At 60.4% G+C, this 24,227-nt stretch carries 22 protein-coding genes and 1 tRNA gene; 13 read left to right on the forward strand and 10 right to left on the reverse strand.

Going from position 1 to position 24,227, the window contains the following annotated elements; genetic code table 11:
- Window positions 1–62: 62 nt before the first annotated feature.
- Window positions 63–1,886: an ATP-dependent DNA helicase RecQ gene (recQ, locus tag AACQ95_RS18850; RefSeq protein WP_043142799.1), complete on the reverse strand. Its 1,824-nt coding sequence runs from the start codon at window positions 1,884–1,886 to the stop codon at window positions 63–65.
- A 133-nt stretch (window positions 1,887–2,019) separates the two neighbouring features.
- Here recQ and AACQ95_RS18855 point away from each other — a divergent pair, with 133 nt between their 5' ends.
- Both AACQ95_RS18855 and AACQ95_RS18860 read left to right on the forward strand, forming a co-directional pair.
- Complete coding sequence (locus tag AACQ95_RS18855) at window positions 2,020–2,484, forward strand: thioesterase family protein (RefSeq protein WP_043142803.1); 465 nt, start codon at window positions 2,020–2,022, stop codon at window positions 2,482–2,484.
- A gap of 124 nt (window positions 2,485–2,608) precedes the next feature.
- The gene (locus tag AACQ95_RS18860) at window positions 2,609–3,136 is read left to right on the forward strand and encodes an AbiTii domain-containing protein (RefSeq protein WP_043142807.1); all 528 of its coding nucleotides are present in this window, start codon (window positions 2,609–2,611) and stop codon (window positions 3,134–3,136) included.
- 293 nt (window positions 3,137–3,429) lie between these two features.
- Here the strand turns inward: AACQ95_RS18860 and AACQ95_RS18865 are convergent.
- The 9 genes from AACQ95_RS18865 to AACQ95_RS18905 form a co-directional block, all read right to left on the reverse strand.
- Window positions 3,430–3,506, reverse strand: a tRNA-Pro gene (locus tag AACQ95_RS18865).
- Between the two features lie 154 nt (window positions 3,507–3,660).
- On the reverse strand, window positions 3,661–4,377 hold the full coding sequence (locus AACQ95_RS18870; RefSeq protein ID WP_241279330.1) for an MOSC domain-containing protein: 717 nt from the start codon (window positions 4,375–4,377) through the stop codon (window positions 3,661–3,663).
- Window positions 4,378–4,466: 89 nt separating this feature from the next.
- Window positions 4,467–5,309 carry an ABC transporter permease subunit gene (locus AACQ95_RS18875; RefSeq protein ID WP_043142811.1) on the reverse strand — a complete coding sequence of 281 codons (843 nt, stop codon included), beginning with the start codon at window positions 5,307–5,309 and terminating at the stop codon, window positions 4,467–4,469.
- Between the two features lie 73 nt (window positions 5,310–5,382).
- A complete protein-coding gene (locus AACQ95_RS18880) occupies window positions 5,383–6,288 on the reverse strand; it encodes an ABC transporter permease subunit (RefSeq protein WP_043142812.1) in 906 nt (301 codons plus the stop codon).
- Entirely contained in the window at window positions 6,285–7,439 is a 1,155-nt protein-coding gene (potA, locus tag AACQ95_RS18885) for a polyamine ABC transporter ATP-binding protein (RefSeq protein WP_042870317.1), read from the reverse strand. The genes AACQ95_RS18880 and potA overlap by 4 nt, the downstream gene beginning before the upstream one ends.
- Window positions 7,440–7,514: 75 nt before the next feature.
- Window positions 7,515–8,576, reverse strand: a complete 1,062-nt coding sequence (locus AACQ95_RS18890) for a polyamine ABC transporter substrate-binding protein (RefSeq protein ID WP_241279475.1) — start codon at window positions 8,574–8,576, stop codon at window positions 7,515–7,517.
- A 141-nt stretch (window positions 8,577–8,717) separates the two neighbouring features.
- Window positions 8,718–9,815 (reverse strand): polyamine ABC transporter substrate-binding protein, encoded by a 1,098-nt coding sequence (locus AACQ95_RS18895; protein WP_277604401.1) that lies wholly within the window; start codon window positions 9,813–9,815, stop codon window positions 8,718–8,720.
- Between the two features lie 54 nt (window positions 9,816–9,869).
- A complete protein-coding gene (locus tag AACQ95_RS18900; protein WP_043142820.1) occupies window positions 9,870–11,231 on the reverse strand; it encodes an aspartate aminotransferase family protein in 1,362 nt (453 codons plus the stop codon).
- A gap of 174 nt (window positions 11,232–11,405) precedes the next feature.
- Entirely contained in the window at window positions 11,406–12,737 is a 1,332-nt protein-coding gene (locus tag AACQ95_RS18905) for a glutamine synthetase family protein (protein WP_043142823.1), read from the reverse strand.
- A gap of 467 nt (window positions 12,738–13,204) precedes the next feature.
- Here AACQ95_RS18905 and AACQ95_RS18910 point away from each other — a divergent pair, with 467 nt between their 5' ends.
- The 11 genes from AACQ95_RS18910 (at window position 13,205) to pseC (ending at window position 24,211) form a co-directional block, all read left to right on the forward strand.
- Complete coding sequence (locus tag AACQ95_RS18910) at window positions 13,205–13,591, forward strand: TraR/DksA family transcriptional regulator (protein WP_042870327.1); 387 nt, start codon at window positions 13,205–13,207, stop codon at window positions 13,589–13,591.
- A gap of 185 nt (window positions 13,592–13,776) precedes the next feature.
- The gene (locus tag AACQ95_RS18915; RefSeq protein ID WP_043554209.1) at window positions 13,777–14,631 is read left to right on the forward strand and encodes a hypothetical protein; all 855 of its coding nucleotides are present in this window, start codon (window positions 13,777–13,779) and stop codon (window positions 14,629–14,631) included.
- A 181-nt stretch (window positions 14,632–14,812) separates the two neighbouring features.
- Window positions 14,813–15,259, forward strand: a complete 447-nt coding sequence (locus AACQ95_RS18920) for an Mpo1 family 2-hydroxy fatty acid dioxygenase (protein ID WP_241279331.1) — start codon at window positions 14,813–14,815, stop codon at window positions 15,257–15,259.
- A gap of 21 nt (window positions 15,260–15,280) precedes the next feature.
- Window positions 15,281–15,772, forward strand: coding sequence for a CreA family protein (locus AACQ95_RS18925; RefSeq protein WP_241279332.1), 492 nt, complete (start codon window positions 15,281–15,283; stop codon window positions 15,770–15,772).
- Window positions 15,773–15,849: 77 nt separating this feature from the next.
- Window positions 15,850–16,839 carry a 2-hydroxyacid dehydrogenase gene (locus AACQ95_RS18930; RefSeq protein ID WP_241279333.1) on the forward strand — a complete coding sequence of 330 codons (990 nt, stop codon included), beginning with the start codon at window positions 15,850–15,852 and terminating at the stop codon, window positions 16,837–16,839.
- Window positions 16,840–17,017: 178 nt separating this feature from the next.
- A complete protein-coding gene (gene yegD, locus AACQ95_RS18935; RefSeq protein ID WP_241279334.1) occupies window positions 17,018–18,379 on the forward strand; it encodes a molecular chaperone in 1,362 nt (453 codons plus the stop codon).
- Between the two features lie 293 nt (window positions 18,380–18,672).
- Entirely contained in the window at window positions 18,673–19,092 is a 420-nt protein-coding gene (locus AACQ95_RS18940) for an META domain-containing protein (RefSeq protein WP_241279335.1), read from the forward strand.
- Between the two features lie 70 nt (window positions 19,093–19,162).
- Window positions 19,163–20,011, forward strand: coding sequence for an HDOD domain-containing protein (locus AACQ95_RS18945; RefSeq protein WP_241279336.1), 849 nt, complete (start codon window positions 19,163–19,165; stop codon window positions 20,009–20,011).
- Between the two features lie 5 nt (window positions 20,012–20,016).
- A complete protein-coding gene (gene malZ, locus AACQ95_RS18950) occupies window positions 20,017–21,846 on the forward strand; it encodes a maltodextrin glucosidase (protein ID WP_241279337.1) in 1,830 nt (609 codons plus the stop codon).
- Between the two features lie 221 nt (window positions 21,847–22,067).
- Window positions 22,068–23,072 (forward strand): UDP-N-acetylglucosamine 4,6-dehydratase (inverting), encoded by a 1,005-nt coding sequence (gene pseB / locus AACQ95_RS18955; protein ID WP_241279338.1) that lies wholly within the window; start codon window positions 22,068–22,070, stop codon window positions 23,070–23,072.
- Window positions 23,069–24,211 (forward strand): UDP-4-amino-4,6-dideoxy-N-acetyl-beta-L-altrosamine transaminase, encoded by a 1,143-nt coding sequence (pseC, locus tag AACQ95_RS18960; protein ID WP_241279339.1) that lies wholly within the window; start codon window positions 23,069–23,071, stop codon window positions 24,209–24,211. The genes pseB and pseC overlap by 4 nt, the downstream gene beginning before the upstream one ends.
- Window positions 24,212–24,227: the final 16 nt, after the last annotated feature.

The following is a 24,227-nucleotide window of genomic DNA, read 5'->3' on the forward strand; positions in this document are numbered from 1 at the left end:
TCCTGACGTGCCCTCATCCAGGAGTGCACCTGCTAGGGTCGATTAGGCTTCGCTAATCGACCCTAGCGACGGCAGTAGTCGATGATAAGGTCCATAAAGGCTTCACCGAAGCGCTCCAGCTTGCGATGCCCGACGCCATTGACCGCCAGCATCTCCGCCTCGGTCATCGGCATCAGTTGCGCCATCTCCACCAGGGTCGCGTCGTTGAACACCACGTAGGGTGGCACCTCTTCATCCTCGGCAATCTGTTTGCGCAGGCCGCGCAGCTCCTTGAACAGCCGCTTGTCGTAGTTGGCGTTGTCCAGCAGGCCGTTGCGCTTCTCCTTGCGACTGGAGATGGGCTGCAGCCGTGGTACCGCCAGTTCCAGCTTCATCTCGCCACGCAGCACGGGGCGGGACGCCTCGGTCAGCTGCAGCACCAGATTGCGGGTGATGTTCTGGGTCAGCAGCCCCTTGTGGATCAGCTGGCGGATCACGCTCATCCAGTACTCGTGGCTCTGATCCTTGCCGATGCCGTAGGTCGACAGCTTGTCGTGGCCATGATCCTTGATGCGCTGGTTGAGGGAGCCGCGCAGCACCTCCACCACGTAACCCACCCCGAAGTTCTGCCCCACCCGCCAGACGCAGGAGAGCGCCTTCTGGGCATCCTCGGTGCCGTCGTAGCTCTTGGGCGGATCCAGACAGATGTCGCAGTTGCCACACGGCTTGTCGTTGTATTCACCGAAGTAGTTGAGCAGCACCTGGCGACGGCAGGTCTGCGCCTCGGCAAAGGCCGCCATCACGTTGAGCTTGTACTGCTCAACCTGCAACTGCTGGGGGTTTTCTATGTTGTCGAGCAGGCGCCGCACCCGGCCTATGTCGGCGGGATCGTAGAGCAGCAGCGCCTCGGCGGGCGTGCCATCGCGGCCGGCCCGGCCCGTCTCCTGATAGTAGGACTCGATGTTCTTGGGGATGTCGTAGTGCACCACGAAGCGCACGTTCGGCTTGTCGATACCCATGCCGAACGCCACCGTCGCCACCACTATCTCGATGTCATCCTTGAGGAAGGCATCCTGGGTCTGCTGGCGCTGGGCCAGGGGCAGACCGGCGTGGTAGGGCGCAGCCTTGCTGCCGTGACGGGAGAGACGCTCGGCCACCTCCTCCACCCGATTGCGACTGGAGCAGTAGACGATGCCGCAGTTGCCCTTCTGGCTCTGCACATAGCGCAGCAACTGCTCCGCCGCCTTGAACTTCTCCACCAGGCTGTAGCGGATATTGGGCCTGTCGAAGCTGGCGGTATGGATGAAGGGATCGTTGAGCTCCAACCGGTGCAGCATATCGCTACGGGTCGCCTCGTCGGCGGTGGCGGTGAGCGCCACCACGGGCACCTGGGGGAACCACTGCTTGAGCCGCCCGAGCGCCGCGTATTCCGGCCGGAAATCGTGACCCCACTGGGAGACGCAGTGGGCCTCGTCGATGGCAAACAGGCCGAGCGGCAGCTCCGCCAGCCGATCCATGAACTCGTGCTGCAACAAGCGCTCGGGGGAGACGTAGAGCAGCTTGATCTCACCGCGACGCATGGCGGCAAAGTTCTGGATCATCTCCTCCCGGCTCAGGGCCGAGTTGATGTAGATGGCCGCCACACCGTTGGCGCGCAGGCTGTCGACTTGATCCTTCATCAGCGAGATAAGTGGGGAGACCACCACGCCCAGCCCGGGTCGCAGCAGCGCCGGGATCTGGAAGCAGAGTGACTTGCCGCCACCTGTGGGCTTGAGCACCATGGCATCGCGTCCCGCCACTATCTGCTCGATGATCTCCAGCTGGCCCGGCCGAAATTGCTGGTAGCCGAATACCGCCTGCAACAAGGCAAGTGGTGTATCGGGCAAGGTTTCGGCAATGACGGTCATGGGCTCTCCTTTGGGGTCGCCATTCTAAAGCAGCCGCCGCTCACAATAAACCTGCCATTGCGACTGTTAAAGAAGTGTTGCAGACTGGCTGGAGTTTTTACTCGGCTTTGATGACAGGGATCGGTATCAGAGAATGAAACACATGCTGAAGAAGATGGCGCTCAGTGGCATTGCCAACCTGTTCGCCGAGCGGATGCCGTTCAACAAGCTGATTGGCATGCAGGTGACCCACTACGACTTCGAGAAGGTGGAGCTGCGCATCAAGATGGATGACAAGCTGATCGGCAACCCCTTCCACAACATCTTGCACGGCGGCGTCACCGCCAGCCTGCTGGATGTGGCCGGCGGCATGATAGTCGCCGCCTCCTGCATCGACGAGCTGGAAGATTTTTCCCCCAGCTACCTCAAGGAGCGCTTCTCTCGCCTCGGCACCATAGATCTGCGGGTGGACTATCTGCGCCCGGGCCGCGGCAACGAGTTCATCGCCACCGCCCACATCATCCGCGCCGGCAGCAAGGTTGCCGTCGCCCGGATGGAACTGCACAACGAAGAGGGCACCCACATCGCCTTCGGCACCGGCACCTATCTGGTGGGCTGACCCCTCCCATTGCATAAAAACCACGCTGCTAATCTGATTTTAATCATTAGAATCCTTACCCCCTCTGCCGCCCACGGGTCCATACTGAAATTCGGGATTGTGTGCAGAGGGAGGATTGCAGGCGATGAGTGCGAAACTGGCCACCAAACCATCCAGAGCCTTGTTGACACAGCTCGAGTCCATGCTCGACGAGGTGCAGACACCCGAGTGTCGCCACTGGCTGGAACAGGAGCTTGAGGGATACTCTCTCTGTTCGCCCCTGCCCTGGTATCGCATCGTAGCCTGTCGGCAACGCGGTCACTTCTTGGATCTGAAGACGGGAAAATATTTGACCTGTCATATCAACAGTCAAACGCTAAGCCAACGCGATCTGGCCCAGATTCAGTTCATCTATGCCCGTGAACCCGCCGCCCATTATCTACTGCAACGCAATTCCGGTATTGAACCCTGGCCAGAGCAGCTGCTGGAAGATTATCAGGAGCAGTTGATCCCCGGCCATTTATGCCTGCAAGCCTGGCATGAGCCCGTGTCTTCATTACGTTCACAACTGATGGAGGGAATCGAACATTTCATTAGTGAGTACCCCAAGCACGCGGCCTTGCAACCTCAACACAGCTTCAAGGCATTGCGGCATCAGCACTGGCATATCTGAGTAAGCGCCTAGGGCGCAAGGAGGGCACCATAGACAAGACCCATAGCGAGATTGCCACAATCTAGAGTGCCGGAGTCAGAATCAGACTCCACCCTGGGCCACCGAGCGGTGGCCCTTTTAATGTCTGCGCACCACGACGGCAGCCGGATAGATGAGCAAGAAAGCCGCAGCGGTATAGATATGCCACCACCAGCAGCCAGCAGCCAGCAGCCAGCAGCCAGCAGGATATTCCGTACCGGGATCGGTAAAATCCAGATGCGAAAAGGCCGCTCATTGAGCGGCCTTTTCTAATATGGTCGGTGTGAGAGGATTCGAACCTCCGACCCCTTCGTCCCGAACGAAGTGCGCTACCAAGCTGCGCTACACACCGATGTCTGCGGGGCGAGAATTTACCTAATGCCCCGACATGACACAAGCCTTTTTTGTGTTTTAAGGGAAAAAAATGGCCGTTCGTTCAACTATTCAGCGCTTTGGCACCGGGTTCACAGAAAGGGTGCAGGGACGTGACATTTTTCCAACCCATCCTAGGGAAGCTGAAATTCGGCCGGCCCCAGCAAACGGCGACGCCAGTCGGCCACCACCCCATGCTCCAGCCAGTTGGCCGCATGCTGGCGCCAATTGGGAGAGATCGCCGGATTCTCCAGCAGCAACAGCAGATCCGCTTCGTCCCGTAGCTGATTGAACAGGATATCGGCGGTGCGTTTCACCGTCAGGGCGGGATAGGGCCTGTCGACCAGTTCCATCGTCTCCTGCGGTGCGACAGTCCCCTCCTCCAGCACCCGCAACAGCCAGCCACAACGGCCATTGAGCTGCATCACCTGTGACATCTGGCCATAGCCGAAACGCAGGTTGAGCTTGAAACAGGGGGATCTCGGCTGACTTATCTGGATCAGCGCCTCACCGAGTCGATAGACATCGCCGATACAGGCCTCAACCTCGGTCAGCCCGAGACCGGACAGGTTCTCGCCAAAGGCGGCGGGTTGCCAGGGCGTACGTGGTGCGGCCAGGCCCAGCGCCGCTTGCCAGTTGTGCCACCAGGGGTAGTGATCGGCGGGATAGTAGTGCAGTGCGCGATCCGGGCCGCCGTGATGGCGCTGGTCGCTCTGTTCATCTCCCTCCAGGCCAGAAAAACTGCACCACAGGGGATTGCCTGCCACATGCTTGTCGATGGCACTGACGAGAGCAGGAGCCAGTTCGGCATTCAGCTCGGCGCTCTGGCCGATAAAGAGGGAGATCCGCATTCCATTCTCCTGACGGATGACAGAATGCGGATCTTAGGGGCTGTTGACGCTGCGGCGCAAGCCATGTTGCGGCGTCAACAGCTCCGGGGTCAGGCGACGGCCTGCATCTGGGTGGTCATGGCGATCTCGGCACGGCGGCGTTTCTCCGCCTTGGCCATCAGATACCAGCTGCCAAAGGTGAACAGTGACACCGACAGCAGGATCAGGCTGGCTACCGCGTTGATCTCGGGTTTCACCCCGAGCCGGACCGCCGAGAAGACTTCCATCGGCAGGGTAGTGGCGCCCGGGCCAGAAACGAAGCTCGCCAGCACCAGATCATCCAGCGACAGGGCGAACGACATCATGCCGCCGGCCGCCAGCGAGGGGGCTATCATGGGGATGGTGATCAGGAAGAACACCTTCCAGGGTTTGGCTCCCAGATCCATGGCCGCCTCCTCGATGGAGAGATCCAGCTCCCGCAGGCGCGCCGACACCACGATCGCCACGTAGGCGGTGCAGAAGGTGGTGTGGGCGATCCAGATGGTCAGCATGCCCCGCTCGGCCGGCCAGCCAATCAGCTGGGCCATGGCCACGAACAGCAGCAACAGCGACAGACCCGTGATCACTTCGGGCATGACCAGGGGCGCCGTCACCAGGCCACCGAACAGGGTGCGGCCGCGGAAGTGCGGGATCCGGGTCAGCACGAAGGCCGCCATGGTCCCCAGCGCCACCGCCGCAATGGCGGTATAGAAGGCGATCTCCAGCGAGCGCAACACAGAGCCAATCAACTGCTTGTTGTCGAGCAGGCCGAAGTACCACTTCAGCGACCAGCCCCCCCATACCGTCACCAGCTTGGAGGCGTTGAAGGAGTAGATCACCATGATGACCATGGGCAGGTAGATAAACAGCAGCCCCAGCCACAGCATCAGCTTGGCAAAACCAAAGCGCCTCATACTTTACCCTCCAGCTCTTTGGCCTGGTTGCAGTTGAACAGGGATAACAGGAGGGCTATCAGCAGTTCCTTTTTCATACCTTGCCCTCCAATTCCTTGGCCTGGTTGCGGTTGAACAGGATAATCGGGACTATCAGCACCGCCAGCATCACCACCGCTAGGGCAGACGCCACCGGCCAGTCACGGTTGTTGAAGAACTCCTGCCACAGCACCTTGCCGATCATCAGGGTCTCGGGGCCGCCAAGCAGTTCCGGGATCACGAACTCGCCCACCACAGGGATGAACACCAGCATGCAGCCGGCTATGATGCCGTTCTTGGAGAGCGGTACCGTGATCCGCCAGAAGCGGGTCAAGTTGCGGGCACCGAGGTCGGAGGCCGCCTCCAGCAGGCTCTGATCGTGTTTGACCAGGTTGGCGTAGAGCGGCAGCACCATGAACGGCAGGTAGGAGTAAACGATGCCGATATAGACCGCCAGGTTGGTGTTGAGTATGGTCAGCGGCTCGTCAATCAGGCCAATGCCCATCAGCAGGCTGTTGAGCAGGCCGTTGTTGCTGAGGATCCCCATCCAGGCGTAGACCCGGATCAGAATCGCGGTCCAGGTCGGCATCATGATGAGCAGCAGCAGAACTGTCTGGGTCTCCTTGTTGGCCCGTGCAATGGAGTAGGCCATGGGATAGCCTATCAGCAGACAGAGCAGGGTGCTGACGAAGGCCATCTTGAGGGAGCCCAGATAGGCCGCTATGTAGAGCTCATCCTCCTGCAGCAGCAGGTAGTTGCCCATGTTGAGCAAGATGGTGAGCTGATTGTCGGCCCAGCTCACCACGTCCGTGTAGGGCGGGATAGCCACGTCCGCTTCGGCGAAGCTGATCTTCACCACTATGATGAAGGGCAGCAGGAAGAAGAGGAACAGCCAGAAGAAGGGCACGCCGATCACCAGCTGGCGCCCGCCCAGTCGCTTCAGTCGTCTCAATGCCTTCATGATTGCAACACCACGCCGCTGTCATCTTCCCAATAGAGGAACACCTGGTCATCCCAGGTCGGCCGCTTGCCGTGGCGTTCGGCATTGGCGATGAAGGCCTGCACGATTTTGCCCGAAGGCAGCTGGATGTGATAAACCGAGTGACCGCCCAGATAGGCGATGTCATAGACCTCACCCTTGGTCCAGTTGAAATCGGGGTGCTCGATCTCGGTCGGTTTCTGGGTGCTCATCAAGAGTTTTTCCGGCCGCAGGGCGTAGGTGACCTTCTTGTTCTCGGCGCGGGAGCTGATGCCGTGGCCCACGTAAATGGGCTGCTCCAGATCGGCGCAGGCGATGGTGGCGTGGTCCTGTTCATCCTCCACCAGCAGGCCGTCAAACAGGTTGACGTTGCCGATGAACTCGCACACCAGCCGGCTGGCCGGGGTCTCGTAGATGTCCATGGGACTGCCGATCTGCTCGATGCACCCCAGATGCATGATGGCGATCCGTTCGGCCATGGTCATGGCCTCTTCCTGATCGTGGGTCACCATGACGCAAGTTACGCCGACCCGCTCTATGATCTCCACCAGTTCGAGCTGCATCCTGGAACGCAGCTTCTTGTCCAGCGCCCCCATGGGTTCGTCCAGCAGCAACAGCTTGGGGCGCTTGGCCAGCGAGCGGGCCAGTGCCACCCGCTGGCGCTGGCCACCGGAGAGCTGATGCGGCTTGCGGCGAGCATACTGGGTCATCTGCACCAGCTTGAGCATCTCCTCGACCTGCGCATCGATCTCGGCCTTGGGCAGGCCATCCTGCTTGAGGCCGAAGGCAATGTTCTGCGCCACCGTCATGTGGGGGAACAGGGCGTAGGACTGGAACATCATGTTGATGGGCCGTTCATAGGGCGGCATGTCGGTGATGTCGACGCCATCGAGGAACAGGCGCCCCTCGGTGGGGCGCTCGAATCCCGCCAGCATCCGCAGCAGGGTCGACTTGCCGGAACCGGATCCCCCCAGCAGGGCGAAGATTTCACCCTTGTGGATGTTGAGTGACACGTTGTCGACCGCCAGCGTTTCATCGAACTGCTTGCTTACCCTGTCAATCTTCACCAGCACTTCTTTGCGCTGCTGGTTGCCCTCGAGGGCTTTCTTGTAGGCACTGGAGGCTATCGCCATTACCAAACTCCCAAACGTGATACCGGCCTGGGCCGATCCATAAAACAGTCTGGCGCCCCAGGATGGGCGCCAAGGTTAGGTTCCGGACTTGATCTTGGTCCAACTCCGGGTGATCAGACGCTGCACCGCACGGGGATGTGCCTGCTGCACATACAGCCGTTCCAGCACCGCCTGGGGTGGATAGACGGACTCGTCATTGCGCACGCTCTCGTCCATGTACTCTCCCGCCTTGGCATTGGGATTCGCATAGCCCACATGGTTGCTGACCTTGGCGATCACTTCGGGCTGGAGTACGTAGTTGATCAGGGCGTGCGCCTCTTTCACGTTGGTGGCATCCGTCGGGATCGCCATCATGTCGAACCAGAGGTTGCCCCCCTCCTTCGGGATGCTGTAGGCAATCTTGATCCCCTTGCCCGCCTCGTCGGCACGGGCCGCCGCCTGCAATATGTCACCAGAGAAGCCGGCCGCGACGCAGATGTCGCCGTTGGCCAGATCGCCTATGTACTTGGAGGAGTGGAAGTAGGCCACATACGGCCGCACCTTGAGCAGCTGGCTCTCGGCACGCTTGAGATCGGCCGGATCCTGGCTGTTGGGGTCGAGCCCAAGGTAGTTGAGCGCCGCCGGTATCATCTCGTCGGCCGAATCGAGGAAGGCGACACCGCAACGGGCCAGCTTCTGCATGTTTTCCGGCTCGAAGATCATGGCCCAGGAGTCAATCTTGTCGACTCCCAGCACGGCCTTGACCTTGTCCACGTTGTAACCGATGCCGTTGGTACCCCACAGGTAGGGCACGGCGTACTGATGACCCGGATCCACCTTGTCGAGCTGCTTGAGCAGCACGGGATCCAGATTGGCCAGATTGGGCAGCAGGGCAGGATCCAGCTTCTGGAAGGCCCCCGCCTTGATCTGTTTGGCCAGGAAATTGTTGGAAGGCACCACCAGATCGTAACCGGTGCGTCCGGTCAGCAGCTTGCCTTCCAGGGTCTCGTTGGAATCAAACACGTCGTAGACGGTCTGGATCCCGGTTGCCTGCTGGAAGTCGCTGAGGGTGGTCTCGCCGATATAATCGGACCAGTTGTAAAAATGAACCACAGGGGCGGCCTGGGCCACGTTTGCCAGCCCCAGCGCCAGGGCCATAGTCACTATCTTGGTTGTGTGCACGTATCTCAGTCCTCATGTTTTTTGGTATGCCAGCTGCGCATCCATACGCGCCGTTCAACCTGTCGGGTTGTCACCACCCTCCCGGCCGAACTGCGGACCGGGAGGGGCACTCGTCACTTATTTACCTGATTTGATCTTGGTCCAGCTGCGGGTCATCAGACGCTGCACCTTGGCCGGCAGATCCGGGAAGGTGTAGATCTTCTTGAGTGTCTCCGCGTTCGGGTAGATACCCGGGTCGGTACGGATAGGCTCATCCACCAGCGGGGTCGCCGCCTTGTTGCCGTTCGGGAACTGCACCACGTTGGTGATGCTGGCGATCACTTCCGGCTTCATCAGATAGTTGATGAAGGTGTGAGCGGCCTCGACGTTCTTGGCATCGGCCGGAATGGCCAGCATGTCAAAGAAGCTGCCAGCCCCCTCTTTCGGAATTGTGTAGGTCAGCGCCACACCGTTCTTGGCCTCCGCCGCCCGCGCCTTGGACTGTTGCAAGTCACCGGAGTAACCGACCGCGACGCACAGGTTGCCGTTGGCCAGATCCGAGATGTACTTGGAGGAGTGGAAGTAGGCGGTATAGGGACGGATGGAGAGGAACAGCGCCTCTGCCTTCTTCAACTCATCCGGCTTCTGGCTATCCGGTTTGAAGCCCAGATATTGCAGGGCAGCCGGCAGCATTTCGGTCGGTGAGTCGAGGAAAGAGACGCCACACTCCTTCAGCTTGGCCATGTTCTCCGGTTTGAACACCAGATCCCAGGAGTCCACAGGCGCGTCCTTGCCCAGCACGGCTTTCACCTTCTCGGCGTTGTAGGCGTAGCCAATGGTGCCCCACAGGTAAGGAATCGAGTACTGGTTGCCCGGATCGCTCGGCTCGAGCGCCTTCAACAGGTCGACATCCATGTTTTGCCAATTGGAGAGCTTGGACTTGTCCAGCTTCTGGAAGACACCCGCCTTGATCTGCTTGGCCAGGAAGGGGTTGGACGGCACGACTATGTCGTAGCCCGAACTGCCCGCCAGCAACTTGGCTTCCAGCACCTCGTTGCTGTCGAACACGTCGTATACCACCTTGATACCCGTCTCTTTCTGGAAGTTTTCCAGCGTATCCGGCGCGATATAGTCGCTCCAGTTGTAGACGTGCAACACCTTGTCCTCGGCCATCGCCCCGGTACTCATCATGACCAGCGCCACGGAAGCGGCAATCATTCCCGTTTTGAAAGACATAGTCCTTGTCTCCTAAGCAAATTGTATGCGCAAGCCAACCTGCCCGGCACTCGCCTACCCTTTCAGCTTTGCAGCCGTCAGATCCAGACTGAGCCTGGCCAGATTGACCAATTCATCCACCTGTTCCTCGGTGATCACCAAGGGGGGCGATATGATCATGGTATCGCCGACAGCCCTCATCACCAAGCCATTGTTAAAGCAGAACTCCCGGCAGGTCATACCGGCCTGCAGCCCAGCCGGGAAGCGGCTGTTGGTCTGTTTGTCCTGCACTATTTCCAGCGCGGCCACCAGGCCTTTGCCACGGGTTTCTCCCACCAGCGGATGGTCGGCCAGTTCACGCCAGCGGCGCTGCAAATAGGGGCCGATGTTATCATGAATTCGCTTAACTATGCTCTCGTTTTGCATAAGCGTAATGTTGGCGATGGCCACGGCGCAGGCCACCGGATGGCCGGAGTAGGTGAAGCCGTGGTTGAATTCGCCCCCCTCCTCCACCAGCACCTTGGCGACCCTGTCGCCCACCATCACGGCCCCCATCGGCAGATAGCCGGAGGTGATCCCCTTGGCCAGGCACATGAGATCCGGCTTGATGCCAAACCCTTCGCTGGCGAACCAGTGACCGGTACGACCGAAACCACAGATCACCTCGTCGGCGATGAGCAGGATGCCGTAGTGATCGCAGATACGCTGGATCTCGGGCCAGTAGCTGTCGGGCGGAATGATGACGCCGCCGGCCCCCTGGATGGGCTCGCCGATGAAGGCGGCAACCTTGTCCACTCCCAGTTCCAGTATCTTCTGCTCCAGCTGGCGGGCGCGCTCCAGACCGAACTCGTGGGCGCTCATCCCCTGCCCCTCACCGAAGTGGTAGGGCTGATCGATGTGCACTATGCCGGGAATGGGCAGGCCACCCTGGGCATGCATGCCCTTCATGCCGCCCAGGCTGGCACCCGCTACCGTCGAGCCGTGGTAGGCGTTGTGGCGACTGATGATCACCTGCTTGTCCGGCTGCCCCTTGCTGGCCCAGTAGTGGCGCACCATGCGCAGCACTGTATCGTTGCACTCCGAGCCTGAGCCGGTGAAGAAGACGTGATTGAGATGGGAGGGGGTGATCTCGGCCAGCAGGGTCGCCAGCTCGGCCGCAGGCGGGTGGCTGGTCTGGAAGAAGAGGTTGTAGTAGGGCAGTTGCTGCATCTGTTTGGTGGCGGCATCCACCAGCTCCTGCCGGCCGTAGCCCATGTTGACGCACCAGAGGCCCGCCATCCCGTCCAGAATGCGCTTGCCTTCAGAGTCTTCCAGATAGACACCTTCGGCCTTGGTGATGATGCGGCTGCCCTTCTTGTTGAGCGCCTGAAAATCGGTAAAGGGGTGCAGGTGGTGGCTGGCATCCAGCTGTTGCCACTCACGTGTGGTCTGCTTCATTGCTTGCTCCTCGGTTCCTTCGATTTAAGCGAGAATCTTTCGTCCGTCGGTGAGGGCGGCTGGCGCGCTCACCGTCACTGCCACTCACGGGCAGTGTGTTGATTCCATATGAGCAGGAGAGGCCGTCATCGGCCTCCCCGTATCTGGGCGGCGCGTGGCAAGCACGCAGCCGGATCACACGTTCAGCAGCAGGAACTCCCGCTCCCAGCGACTGATCACCCCGAAGTAGGTCTCGTACTCCTTGCGCTTGACCGCGACGAAGGCACGAATGAAGCGCTCACCCAGCATCTCCTTGATGGGCTCGCACTGTTCCAGGTGGCTCAGGGCCTCCTCCAGCGAACGGGGCAGACTGTAGGGCAGGTCATAGGCGCTCGACTTCATCTCCTGCAACGGCTCCAGCTTCTCCATCATGCCGAGGTAGCCGCAGGCCAGGGTGGCGGCCAGGGCCAGATACGGATTGGCGTCGGCCCCGGCGAAGCGGTTTTCGACGCGGCGCGCACCGGCCTCGGAGAAGGGCACGCGCAGGCCGCAGGTACGGTTTTCCACCCCCCACTGCACGTTGCGCGGCGCGCTCTCGCCGAAGGTGAGACGACGGTAGGAGTTGACGTTCGGTGCCAGCAGGGCGGTCACCGCCGGGGTGTACTTCTGCAGCCCCGCGATGAAGTGCATGAACTGCTCGGTATTGCCGCCATTTTCCGTGCCGAACAGGTTGCGACCGTCCACATCTTCCAGGCTCTGGTGGATGTGCATGGCGGAGCCCGGCTCGTCGCTCATCGGCTTGGCCATGAAGGTGGCGTAGATGCCGTGCTTGTGGGCCGCCTCACGCATGGTGCGCTTGAACAGGAACACCTGATCCGCCAGATCGATGGCATCGCCGTGCAGGAAGTTGATCTCCATCTGGGCGGCGCCGGATTCGTGGATCAGAGTGTCCACTTCCAGCTCCTGCGCCTCGCAGTAGTCGTACATGTCTTCGAAGATGGGGTCGAATTCGTTGACCGCATCGATACTGAACGACTGGCGGGCCGTCTCGGGTCGGCCATTGCGGCCAACGGGCGGCACCAGCGGATAGTCGGGGTCTTCGTTGCGCTTGACCAGATAGAACTCCAGCTCGGGCGCCACCACCGGCTTCCAGCCCTGTTTCTCATAGAATGACAGGACCCGACGCAGCACGGAGCGCGGCGCTATGTCGATCAGCTTGCCATTGATGTCGAAACAGTCGTGGATCACCTGAGCGGTCGGCTCCAGCGCCCAGGGCACGAAACGAATGGTGTTGGGGTCCGGATAGAGCTGCATGTCCCGCTCCAGCGGGTCTATCATGCTGTCGTCATCCGGGTACTCGCCGGTCACCGTCTGGGTGAAGATGACCTCGGGCAGCCGCATGCCCCCTTCGCGCAAAAATTTGTTGGCTGGAATGATCTTGCCTCGGGCATTACCGGTGAAATCCGGAAACAGGCACTCCACTTCCGTGATGCGATTGCTCTCCATCCAGCCCTTGATACTGTCCATGTTAAACCCCGACTTTACGATTGCCATTGGCAAGGGTGTCTAATATATGGAACACCCTTGTTATCAAATTGTAATCAACACCACCATAAAAGCCCGCCGTTATGGCCAATGTCAAGCGGTGGTGTTTAAAAAACTATAAATAACGGTGTATATAATGACCATGGCGGCACCAAATACTAAACACCCAGGCGCCCTCAAAGCTCACTGCAATCCCGGTGCCAACGAGGGGGCCTGATCCCCCATGTTCTCAGTCAGACCCTGTCCGAATCGGGTCATTTTTTTGCAAGGGCGCACAATCCTTGCCCTATTTGCTTTGCATGCCTGCATTTTTTTGGTACAAGGCCCGCCCTGATTTGCACTCTCCTGCTTGGATTTGGTGCAAATGCAGGACACAGGGCTTGGTCTGCAGGCAGACAGCCCCCATAAACAGGGATAATTGGGTTAGTAACTGACTGGTAGTAAACCGTATGTGTGATTTCATGACTAAAGACCAACTGGCCTTTTACAAGGGACAGATCGAGCGCCAAATCCTCGAACTCGAGGATCGCCTCAACTCCCAGGCCAGCCAGGCCATCGCCACCGATACCAACGAGATGGCAGATGAAATTGACCGTGCCAGTATCGAGGAAGCCCGTCGTCTGGAGCTGAACCGCATCGAGCATGACAAGCTGCATCTGCGCAAGTTGAGAGGGGCGTTGAAGCGTATCGGCGAAGGAGAGTTCGGTTACTGCGAATCCTGCGGTGACGAGATCTCCCTCAAGCGACTGCAGGCTCGGCCTGAGTCCCGCTTCTGCGTCGAATGCCAGAGTACCAAGGAGTTCAACGATACCCACGTGTATCGTCGCGTCGCCTGATCCTGCGAAGAGCCGTCACTGGCCGGTCGCGATAAGTCGTCGGCAAGGTACAGCGCAGGAACCGGCGTTTATGTTGATAAATGCGGACCAAAAGCTGCACATGAGCCCAGATCACGGCGTCGCACAAGAGAGTGACAACTTCTGTTAGACTCCGGGCAAGCCCGGAATCTACAGGAGAGCAGAGAGTGAAATGGTTCCTCAAACTGTGCTTGTGTCTGCCGTTGCTGGCACAAGCACAGACCCTCACGGTCAAGGTCCCCAGCCGACCGATCAACGATCTCGACAAGGAATACCAGCTCAAGCTGCTGGAACTGGCGCTGACCCGCTCCGGACAGCCATTTCGCATCCAGCAGGTGGAGCTCAACCTCAACCAGTACAGCCTGCAGCAACAGCTGGGCAAGGGCCAAACCATCAATGTGTTCTGGATGGGCACCTCCAGCGCACTCGAATCCTCCCTCATCGCCGTGCCGATCCCGCTGTTTCGCGGTCTGGAAGGGCTGCGCCTCTCCTTCATCCACAGCGATGCCCAGGAGAAGTTCAATCAGGTCAACTCGCTGGCCGATCTCAAGCGACTGAAGGCGGCCCAGGGGGTTGGCTGGGCCGACAACAAGATCCTGGAAAATGCCGGCATTCCCACCTATTCCGGGCGCTACAGCAACCTGTTTCGCCTGATCAACGACGGTGACAAGCTCGACTTCTTCCCGCGCAATCTGGTGGAGATCTTCGCCGAACGCAGCGAACTGGTGGCGCAATACCCCAACCTGGTGATAGATCAGCACCTGTTGATCCGCTATCCCTTTGCCGAGTTCTTCTTCGTCAGCCCCGAGTCTCCCAAGCTGGCCAAGGCGATCCAGACCGGACTGGAACGCGCCTATGCCGATGGCAGCTTCATGACCTTCTTCCGGGAGAACCCCAAGATCCGTGAGGCCCTCGCCAGCGCCAATCTGAACCAGCGGGTCACCATTTCGCTGCCCAATCCGGACATGACCCCCTTGCTCAGGAGCATTCCGGCCCAATATTGGGATTATCCACCCCAATAATGGGCTCCGGGGCCGTGGGGATTATCCACCGCAGTATGGAGCCCCGGCCTCTGCATTGGGATTACCCGACGCAGCGACATAGCTCAAGCCGCCCGGGCAGAGAAACGCAGAGGCGATGGCAGGGCTGGCAAGGGACACGCCAGCCAGCCGAGGTTTCAACCCGCAGCACCAGGGAGGTGCCATGAAACGACTCGATGAATGGTTCAGCGACTACGGCCAGAGCCACCAGCACCCCGTCAATGTGGCGATCCACAAGCTGGCCGTGCCCGGCATCTACCTCTGCTCGCTGGCGCTGCTCTGGTGTCTGCCGACCGGCCCGCTGCCGTCCTCGCTCAACTGGGCGGCGCTGGTGGCCATCCCTGTGCTGGCCTTCTATCTGCGGCTGTCGTTCCCCCTGTTTGTGGGGATGGCGGTGCTGACCGCGCTGGGACTGTGGGGCTGTTACCAGTGGCAGGGGCCACTGCTGTGGCCCGCCCTGGTGGGTTTCGGGCTGCTCTGGATAGCCCAGTTCGTCGGTCACAGGATCGAGGGCAAACGCCCCTCCTTCCTCGCCGACCTGCAATTTCTGCTGATCGGCCCCGCCTGGGTGCTGGCCAGCCTCTATCGTCGTCTGGGCATTCCCTACTGAGGGAGGCCAACAGGAGAGACAATGTCATACCGCCACACGCTTAGTAACAGGCTGAGTCCTGCCCTGCCCCTGCTGCTGGGGGCCCTGCTCGCCGGCCCGGCGCTGGCCGACAAGGCCGATCCCATAGGTGAGGTGAGCACCGCCTTCAAGCTGGTGGGCCCCAACCACAAGATCCTGGTGGAGGCGTTCGACGACCCCCGCATCGCGGGCGTCGCCTGCTACCTGGCACGCCCCAAGACCGGTGGCGTCAAGGGCGGGCTTGGGCTGGCGGAAGACCCCTCTCACGCCTCTTTGTCGTGCCACCAGATTGGCCCCATCACACTGCCTGCCAAGTTGAAGGCGGGGGAAGATGTGTTCGACGTCAGCACCTCGCTGGTGTTCAAGGAGCAGAAAGTGGTGCGTTTTTACGACGAAAAGCGCAAGGCACTTGTCTATCTGACCTACAGCACCAAGCTGGTGGATGGCTCGTATAAAAGCGCAGTGAGCGCGGTTCCCATCATGCCGTGGGGCTGAGAAGCCGCCATTTAAGCCGTGATGAAGCGTCTGATTTGTTGTAATTTAACTACATCATTATTTGCGGAGAGCGCACCATGAAAGTCGCCGTTTTCAGTACCAAGAGCTACGACAAGGATCACTTCAATCAGGCCAACAGCCAGTACGGCTACGAGCTGGAGTTCTTCGACGTGCGGCTGGAGGCCAAGACAGCCCGGCTGGCCCACGGCTTCCCCGTGGTGTGCCTGTTCGTCAATGACGATGCCGATCGGGAAGTACTGACCGAGCTGGCCGCCAACGGCACCAGGGTGATCGCTCTGCGCTGCGCCGGTTACAACAACGTGGATCTGGTCGCCGCCAAGGAACTGGGGCTGAAAGTGGTGCGGGTGCCCGCCTACTCCCCCGAAGCCGTCGCCGAACACGCGGTGGGGCTGATGATGACCCTCAACCGCCGCATCCATAAGGCCTATCAGCGCACCCGCGATGCCAACTTCTCGCTGGAAGGCCTGGTCGGCTTCAACATGCACGGCCGCACCGCCGGCATTATCGGCACCGGCAAGATCGGCATCGCCACCCTGCGCATCCTCAAGGGTTTCGGCATGCGGCTGCTGGTGAGTGACCCCTATCCGAACCAGGCGGCCATCGAGCTGGGGGCCGAATACGTGGATCTCGACACCCTGTTCCGCCAGTCCGACGTCATCAGCCTGCACTGCCCGCTGTTCAAGGAGAACTACCACCTGCTGAACAAGGAGGCGTTCGCCAAGATGAAGGATGGTGTGATGATCATCAACACCAGCCGGGGCGGCCTGCTCGACTCCAACGCCGCTATCGAGGCGCTCAAGACCTCCCGTATCGGTGCCCTGGGGCTGGACGTCTACGAGGAAGAGGAAGACCTTTTCTTCTCCGACAAGTCCAACGAGGTGATCACGGATGACGTGTTCCGTCGCCTCTCCGCCTGCCACAACGTGCTGTTTACCGGCCATCAGGCCTTCCTGACCCGCGAGGCGCTGCACGCCATCGCCGATACCACCCTCGGCAACCTCAAGGCCATCGAGAGCCAGGGCCGCAGCGACAACGAGGTAGAGTAATCCTCTCGCACCCGCAGCCATGAACGACAGAGGGAGCCACTCCCTCTGTTTGGTACACAGACCCGCTCTTCGTCATGCAATTCTCCCCTGCGGCCGCAATAACCATGGCGCCGGGTTGTGAGACCCGACGCCATCGGGTAGGCTACCTGCCCTTTTTTATTCAGGAGTCTGGCAGCCCATGTTTATCGGATTTGATTACGGTACCTCCAACTGTGCCGTCGCCGTGATGGAACAGGGCAGCCCCAGGCTGCTGACCCTGTGCGGTTCCCGCTATCTCCCCTCCACGCTGCACGCCCCCCACAGAGAGGCCATCGCCGGCCTGCTGGCCGAAGGGCTGGCCCCTGCCCAGCAGGCGGAATACCTCAAGCTGCGCGGCCCCGTCGTCACCCGGGCCCAGGCCGTGCGCCGCCAGATGCGGGAAGAGGGGCTGATCGACGAGCTCAGCTTCGGCGCCGCGGCGCTGGAGCGCTATCTGGAGGAGCCGGACGACGGCTACTACATCAAGTCGCCGAAATCCTTCCTCGGCGCCTACGGCCTCAAGGCTCCCCAGATAGCGCTGTTCGAAGACATTGTCTGCGCCATGATGCTGCACGTACGCCGCGAGGCGGAGCAGCAGCTTGACGCCCCGATCCGCCAAGCGGTGATCGGTCGCCCGGTCAACTTCCAGGGGCTGGCCGGGGAGGAGAGCAACAGCCAGGCCATCGCCATTCTGACCGAGGCGGCCCGTCTGGCCGGGTTCGAGCAGGTGGAGTTCCTCTATGAACCCGTGGCGGCCGGTTTCGAATTCGAGGCGCGCCTCGACGAGGATGCGGTCGTGCTGGTGGTGGATATCGGCGGCGGCACCACGGACTGCTCCATGCTGCGCATGGGCCCGAGCCATCGCGACCAGCTGGATCGCAGCGGCGATCTGCTCGGCCACAGCGGCCAGCGCATCGGCGGCAACGACTTCGACATCCGGCTGACGGTGGAAGGCATGATGCCGCTGCTCGGCATGCACGAGACCCTCAAGACCGGCAAGCCACTGCCCCACCCGCTGTTCTGGGACGCGGCCGCCATCAACGACGTCAGTGCCCAGGGCCGCTTCTACAGCCTGGATACCGCCCGTCAGCTGCAGGATCTGCAGCTCGACAGCCAGCCCGGCAGCAAGCTGGGTCGCCTCGCCAATCTGCGGGCCCACAAGCTGAGCCACCAGCTGGTGTGGCGCGCGGAGCAGGGCAAGATCGCCCTCTCGGAGCAGGAATCGAATCATCAGTCTCTGAGCGAGCTGGAGAAGGGACTGGAGGCTGAGCTCAATCGCGAGCAGCTGGCCAGCGCCTCGGCCCTGCTGCTGGAGAAGATTGGCGAGCTGATGGACCAAGCCATTGCCGCCGCGGGTGTACAGCCCGACCGCATCTTCGTCACCGGCGGCAGCGCCCGTTCGCCGCTCATCGCCGCCTTCATTCGTCAGAAGTTGCCCACGATTCCGCTTGAAGGCGGCGATGACTTCGGCTCGGTCGCCGCAGGGCTGGCCCGTTACGCCGAGCGCCTGTTCAATCGCTGACCATAATGCCGAACGTTGCCCGCCATTGCTCTTGAGAGTGGCGGTGACTTCGGTCCGGTGGCCGCAGGACTTGCCCGTTACGCCGAGCGCCTGTTCAACCGCTGATACGGAGCGATAAGGGTTCCTGTCGTCTTGTTGGCATCGAACGTGTCCCGCCAGCCCGCAAGTGTTGCCATTTAACGACACAGGGCTGACCAGCAGGGCGACAGAAGCGGTCGGGGGCGGCCGCCCTCGCCCTGCCCCGAGGGCGGCGCAGCAGGTATGCTTGTCGCTCCCACTATTGGAGCCCTTCCATGCCCAGATTCTTGCTACTGTTGCTCGCCCTGATCCTGCTCAGCGCCTGCAGCAGTACACCCTCGTTCGTCCAGCAAGAGTTGCAGCACCATCACTGGGTGCTCGACAAGCTGGATGGCCAGGCCGTCACGGCCTCTCGCGACAACCCGCCCGATTTCGAGATAGGTGAGCACTTCACCGTCAACGGCATCGCCGGCTGCAATCGCTACTTTGGCCAGGGACACCTCGAGGGCGACAGATTTTGGGTCACCAGCCTCGGCAGCACAGAGATGGCCTGTCAGGCACGGCTCGAGGCCATAGAGCAGGCCGTCATCACCACCCTGACCGAAGGGGCCACCCTGAGCGGCACCACCCAGACCCTGATCCTGGAAGGGAAACGGCACCGTTTGGAATACCAGCTGCGGGACTGGGTGCACTAGCGCTCACAAACCGGCATCACAAACAGGAACATGTGTCCCGCCTGTGGCACACTATGAGGCAGTGCTCGCAATGGAGGCTGTCTCAGCCATGTCGATGGATCGTCTGTTTGACAAGATCAAACAACTCCCCACTATCCCGCAGCTGCTGCATGAGTTGATGCAGAGCTTCAACGATGAAAACGCCCGCATCGACCAGATCGCGGCCAAGATCGCCATGGATCAGGTGATCAGCGTCAAGGTGCTGCGGATGGCCAACTCGGCCGCCCTGCGCCGTGGCAATGAGGTCACCTCCATCGAACAGGCGGTGATCCGCCTCGGTTTCAACCGGCTGCGCTCCGTGGTGGTCGCCTCCGGCATCATAGGCAGCTTCAAGGCCCCCCCCAGCTTCGACAAGAACAAGTTCTGGACCGAGACCTTCCAGGTCGCCACCATAGCCAAGACGCTGGCCCAGGAGGCCAAGGTGCTCGATCCCGAGACCGCCTTCACCTGCGCCCTGATCCACAACATTGGCGAGCTGCTGATCCAGAGCACCCTGCCGGAAGAGGCCGAGCTCATCAACATGGCGATCCAGAAGGGCAGCAGCCGGGTCGAGGCTCAGCGGGAGATGCTGGGCTACGACTATGCCCAGCTCGGCGCCGAGCTGGCGCGGCGCTGGAACCTGTCGGAAGCCTTCGTCGATGCCATCGCCCAGCAGCTGGATCCCCTCTCCCACGATCCGGTCAGCAAGGAGGCGGTGCTGATCCGGCTCGCCGTTTTCATCTCCTTCGCCTGGAATGCGGGCGTGCCCGCCCAGGCCATCATAGCCCGCTTCCCCAAGCCGCTCGCCGATCAGCTGGGGCTGGATCCCAAGTCACTGGCAGGCCAGCTCGAAACGCTTCACGAACAGGGTAATGCCCTCGCCGACCTTCTGACTCAATAAGCATCATGACCCATCCATTTCTGTTTCATCCCCAGGTGGCGCCCTGGTTCAAAGAGAGCGCCGACACCCTGCAACTCACCCTGTTCAGCGCGCTGGATGCCCCGATCCGAGAGGTGTGGCTGCGCCACGAACCGGACAACGAGGAGTATCTGGTGGCCATGACGCCTGTCTCCACCCGGGACAGGTTGCAGGTGTGGCAGGCAACCCTGCCGCTGGCCAAGGGACAGGATATCTACCTCTACTGTTTCAAGTGCCTGACCGACGAGGAGCAGTGGTGGCTGCACGGTGCCGGCGTCAGCCCGGCCATGCCGCCACGGGAGCAACACTTTCGCTTCAACAGCCTGCATCAGCCGCCGGCCTGGGTGCAGGATCAGGTGTTCTACCAGATCTTCCCCGACCGCTTCTGCAACGGCGACCCGTCGCTCAGCGTCAAACATCACGAATATGAGTACAGAGGCAAGGCGGTCATCAGCAAGGCGTGGGGCGAGCCGGTCAGCCGTCACGAAGAGGGGCACGGCGCCTGTGAATTTTACGGCGGGGATCTGGCGGGCATCGATGCCAAGCTGCACTACCTGCAATCCCTCGGGGTCACGGCCCTTTACCTGAACCCCATCTTCGACTCGCCGAGCAACCACAAGTACGATACCCAGGACTACTTCAAGGTGGACGCACACCTCGGCAGCAACGCGCAGTTCGCCGAGCTGACCCGCAACCTGCACCAGCGCGGCATGAAGATCATCCTGGATGCCGTGGTCAACCACACCTCGACCCAGCACCCCTGGTTCTGCCCGCCACAGGGGGCCCAGAGCAACCCGGACTCACCGTGGCGCAGCTTTTACACCTTTGACAACGAAGGGGACTATGTCAGCTGGAAGGGCATTCGCAGCCTGCCCAAGCTGGACTTTGCCAGCGAACAGGTGCAGGACGCCGTCTACCGGGCCGACGACGCCATCCTGCGCTACTGGATGCGCGCCCCCTATCAGATCGACGGCTGGCGCTTCGACGTCATCCACATGTTGGGAGAACGGGGCACGGCCGAGGGCAATCGCGGCCATGTGCGCGCCATTCGCGGCGCGGTGAAACAGGAGAACCCGGACGCCTATGTGCTCGGCGAGCACTTCTTCGAGGCGAGCCAGTGGCTGCAGGGGGATCAGGAGGATGGCGCCATGAACTACTATGGTTTCGCCCACCCGATCCGCGCCTTCCTGGCCGGGCAGGACATCGCCTATCACCCCATCAGGATCAGCGCCGACGAGCTGGATCGCTGGCTCAAGCTGGCGCGGGCCCATATCCCGTTCAAGAACCAGCTGGCCCAGTTCAACCTGCTGGACAGCCACGATACCGCCCGCTTCCTGCATCTGCTGGGCGAAGACAAACAGCGCATGACCCTGGCTGCCACCCTGCTGCTCACCTACATAGGCGTGCCGTCCATCTACTACGGTGACGAGGTGGGGCTCTCGGGTGGCAATGACCCGGATTGCCGTCGCTGCTTCCCCTGGGAAACCACGGCCTGGGATCACGTGCTGCACGATCACTACCGCCGGCTGATCCAGATCCGCAAGCAGCGGCCAGCCCTGCGCCGTGGCGACATCCAGACCCTCTACGCCGGCCCGCACAGCTATGTGTTCGCCCGCACCCTGCAAAGCGATCAAGTGGTGGTGGCCTGCAACCGACATCCGACCGAACCACGCACCATCAAGCTGCCCCTGTGGCAGACCGCCAGCCCCGCCAGCCGCTTCACCGATGCCTTCAACGGCGACAAGTACGAAGTGGTGCAGGGACAGGTGCAACTGACCATACCCGCCAACTCGGCCAGGGTGCTGCTCTCCAGCTAGGCGTCAAAAAAGCGGAACCGGGTGTTCCGCTTTTTGTTAAAGCATCAAAAATCGCATAAAGTTGTTTGAGCTGGGTTGGATTTCTCTATGAATCATCTAGTTACTTCACGCAGAGTGGAATAAAACTGGCATCATGCAGAACTGCTTTCAGCTCTTTTCGGCTAAACTGGCTCAAGGCACATTTATTGCTTGCCTCTTGGCATCACTAGCGAGAATCCGTCATGTTCGACAATAAAACCCTATTGATTACCGGCGGCACTGGCTCGTTTGGCAAGATGCTGGTCAAGACAGTGCTGGAACGCCACAAGCCGAAACGGCTTATCATCTACTCCCGCGATGAACTGAAACAGTTCGAGATGCAGCAGGTGTTCAACGAACCCTGCATGCGCTATTTCATCGGGGATGTGCGGGATGCCAACCGGCTGAACATGGCGATGCGCGGCGTTGATTACGTCGTGCACGCGGCCGCGCTCAAGCAGGTGCCTGCCGCCGAATACAACCCCATGGAGTGCATCAAGACCAACATCCATGGGGCAGAAAACGTCATCCAGGCCGCCCTGCTCAATCAGGTCAAGAAGGTGATCGCCCTCTCCACCGACAAGGCCGCCAACCCCATCAACCTGTATGGTGCCACCAAGCTGGCTTCCGACAAGCTGTTTGTGGCGGCCAACAACATCGCAGGCCAGGATCCAACCCGCTTCGCGGTCGTGCGCTACGGCAATGTGGTGGGTTCACGTGGGTCAGTCGTTCCTTTCTTCCAGAAACGGATCGACCAGGGCGCCGGCACGCTTCCCATCACCCATGCCGAGATGACCCGCTTCTGGATCACCCTGCAACAGGGGGTGGATTTTGTGATGAACAACTTCCCGCGCATGAAGGGGGGCGAGATCTTCGTGCCCAAGCTGCCTTCGGTGCGGATCACCGACCTGGCTACCGCCATGGCACCCCAGCTGACCCAGGAAATTATCGGCATTCGCCCGGGCGAGAAGCTGCATGAGGTGATGTGCCCCTGTGACGACTCCTATCATACCTTCGAGTTCGACGACTTCTTCATCATCGGCCCCACCATCAACTTCAACAATCGCAACAATGACTTCTCGGTCACTGCGACAGGCGAGAAGGGATGCATGGTCGAACAGGGATTCGAGTACAACTCACGCAACAACGGCGACTTCCTGACGGTGGCACAACTGAAAGAGTTGAATGACAAGGTGGTAATGGAATGATCCCGTACGGCAGGCAGTCGATCAGCGAGGCGGATATCGAGGCGGTAGTCGAGGTGTTGAGGTCGGACTTTCTGACGCAGGGCCCGGTCGTCCCCCGTTTCGAGCAGGCCGTGGCAGATTACTGCGGTGCCCGCTTCGGGGTAGCAGTCAATTCGGGCACGGCCGCCTTGCACATCGCCTGCCTAGCGCTGGGTATTGGCCAGGGAGACTGGGTATGGACCTCCCCCATCAGCTTCGTCGCCTCGGCCAATTGTGCACTCTATTGCGGGGCCCAAGTCGACTTCGTCGACATAGAGCCGGATACCGGCAACATGTGCGCACAGGAGCTGGAGCGCAAGCTGATTGTCGCCAAGGCGCAAGGACGCCTGCCCAAGGTGGTCATTCCGGTACACTTCGCCGGCTTGCCCTGCGATATGAAAGAGATCCACCGTCTGGGCCAGGAGTACGGGTTTCGCATCATAGAAGATGCCTGCCACGCCCTAGGCTCCCGCTATCACGGCGAGCCGACCGGCAATGGCCGCTACAGCGACATTACCGTCTTCAGCTTCCACCCGGTGAAGATCATCACCACGGGCGAAGGCGGCATGGCCATGACCAATGATCCCGCTCTCGCCAAGACCATGAGCATGCTACGCAGCCACGGCATCACCCGTGAACCGGAAGACTTCATCAACGAACCGGACGGGCCTTGGTACTACGAACAGCAGATGCTGGGTTTCAACTATCGCATGACAGATATCCAGGCGGCGCTGGGGTTGAGTCAAATGGGCCAACTTGAACTGTTTCTAGCCAAGCGCCGCCAGATTGCCGCATGCTATCAAGCAGAATTACCTCGCCTTGGCCTTGACATTTTAGCTAACCGAGAAGAACGAGAGTCCGCTTGGCATCTATTTATAATCAAGGTGCCAACCACACAACGTCGCGAATTATTCGAGCGGTTACGCATGTGCGAGATCGGGGTGAATGTACACTATACCCCTATTCCAGCTCAGCCCTTTCATGCACAGGAACAAAGAAACAACGATTTGCTCACACAAGCGAGCAATTTTTCATCGGCACTCATTTCAATTCCACTCTTTCCTGCACTGATTGCACCAGATAGAAATACAATTATTGCCATGCTCAGTCAACTCAATTAATAACCCCATGAAGTCA

Source organism: Aeromonas sp. MR19 (assembly GCF_963899305.1).
GTDB classification, from domain to species: domain Bacteria; phylum Pseudomonadota; class Gammaproteobacteria; order Enterobacterales; family Aeromonadaceae; genus Aeromonas; species Aeromonas bestiarum.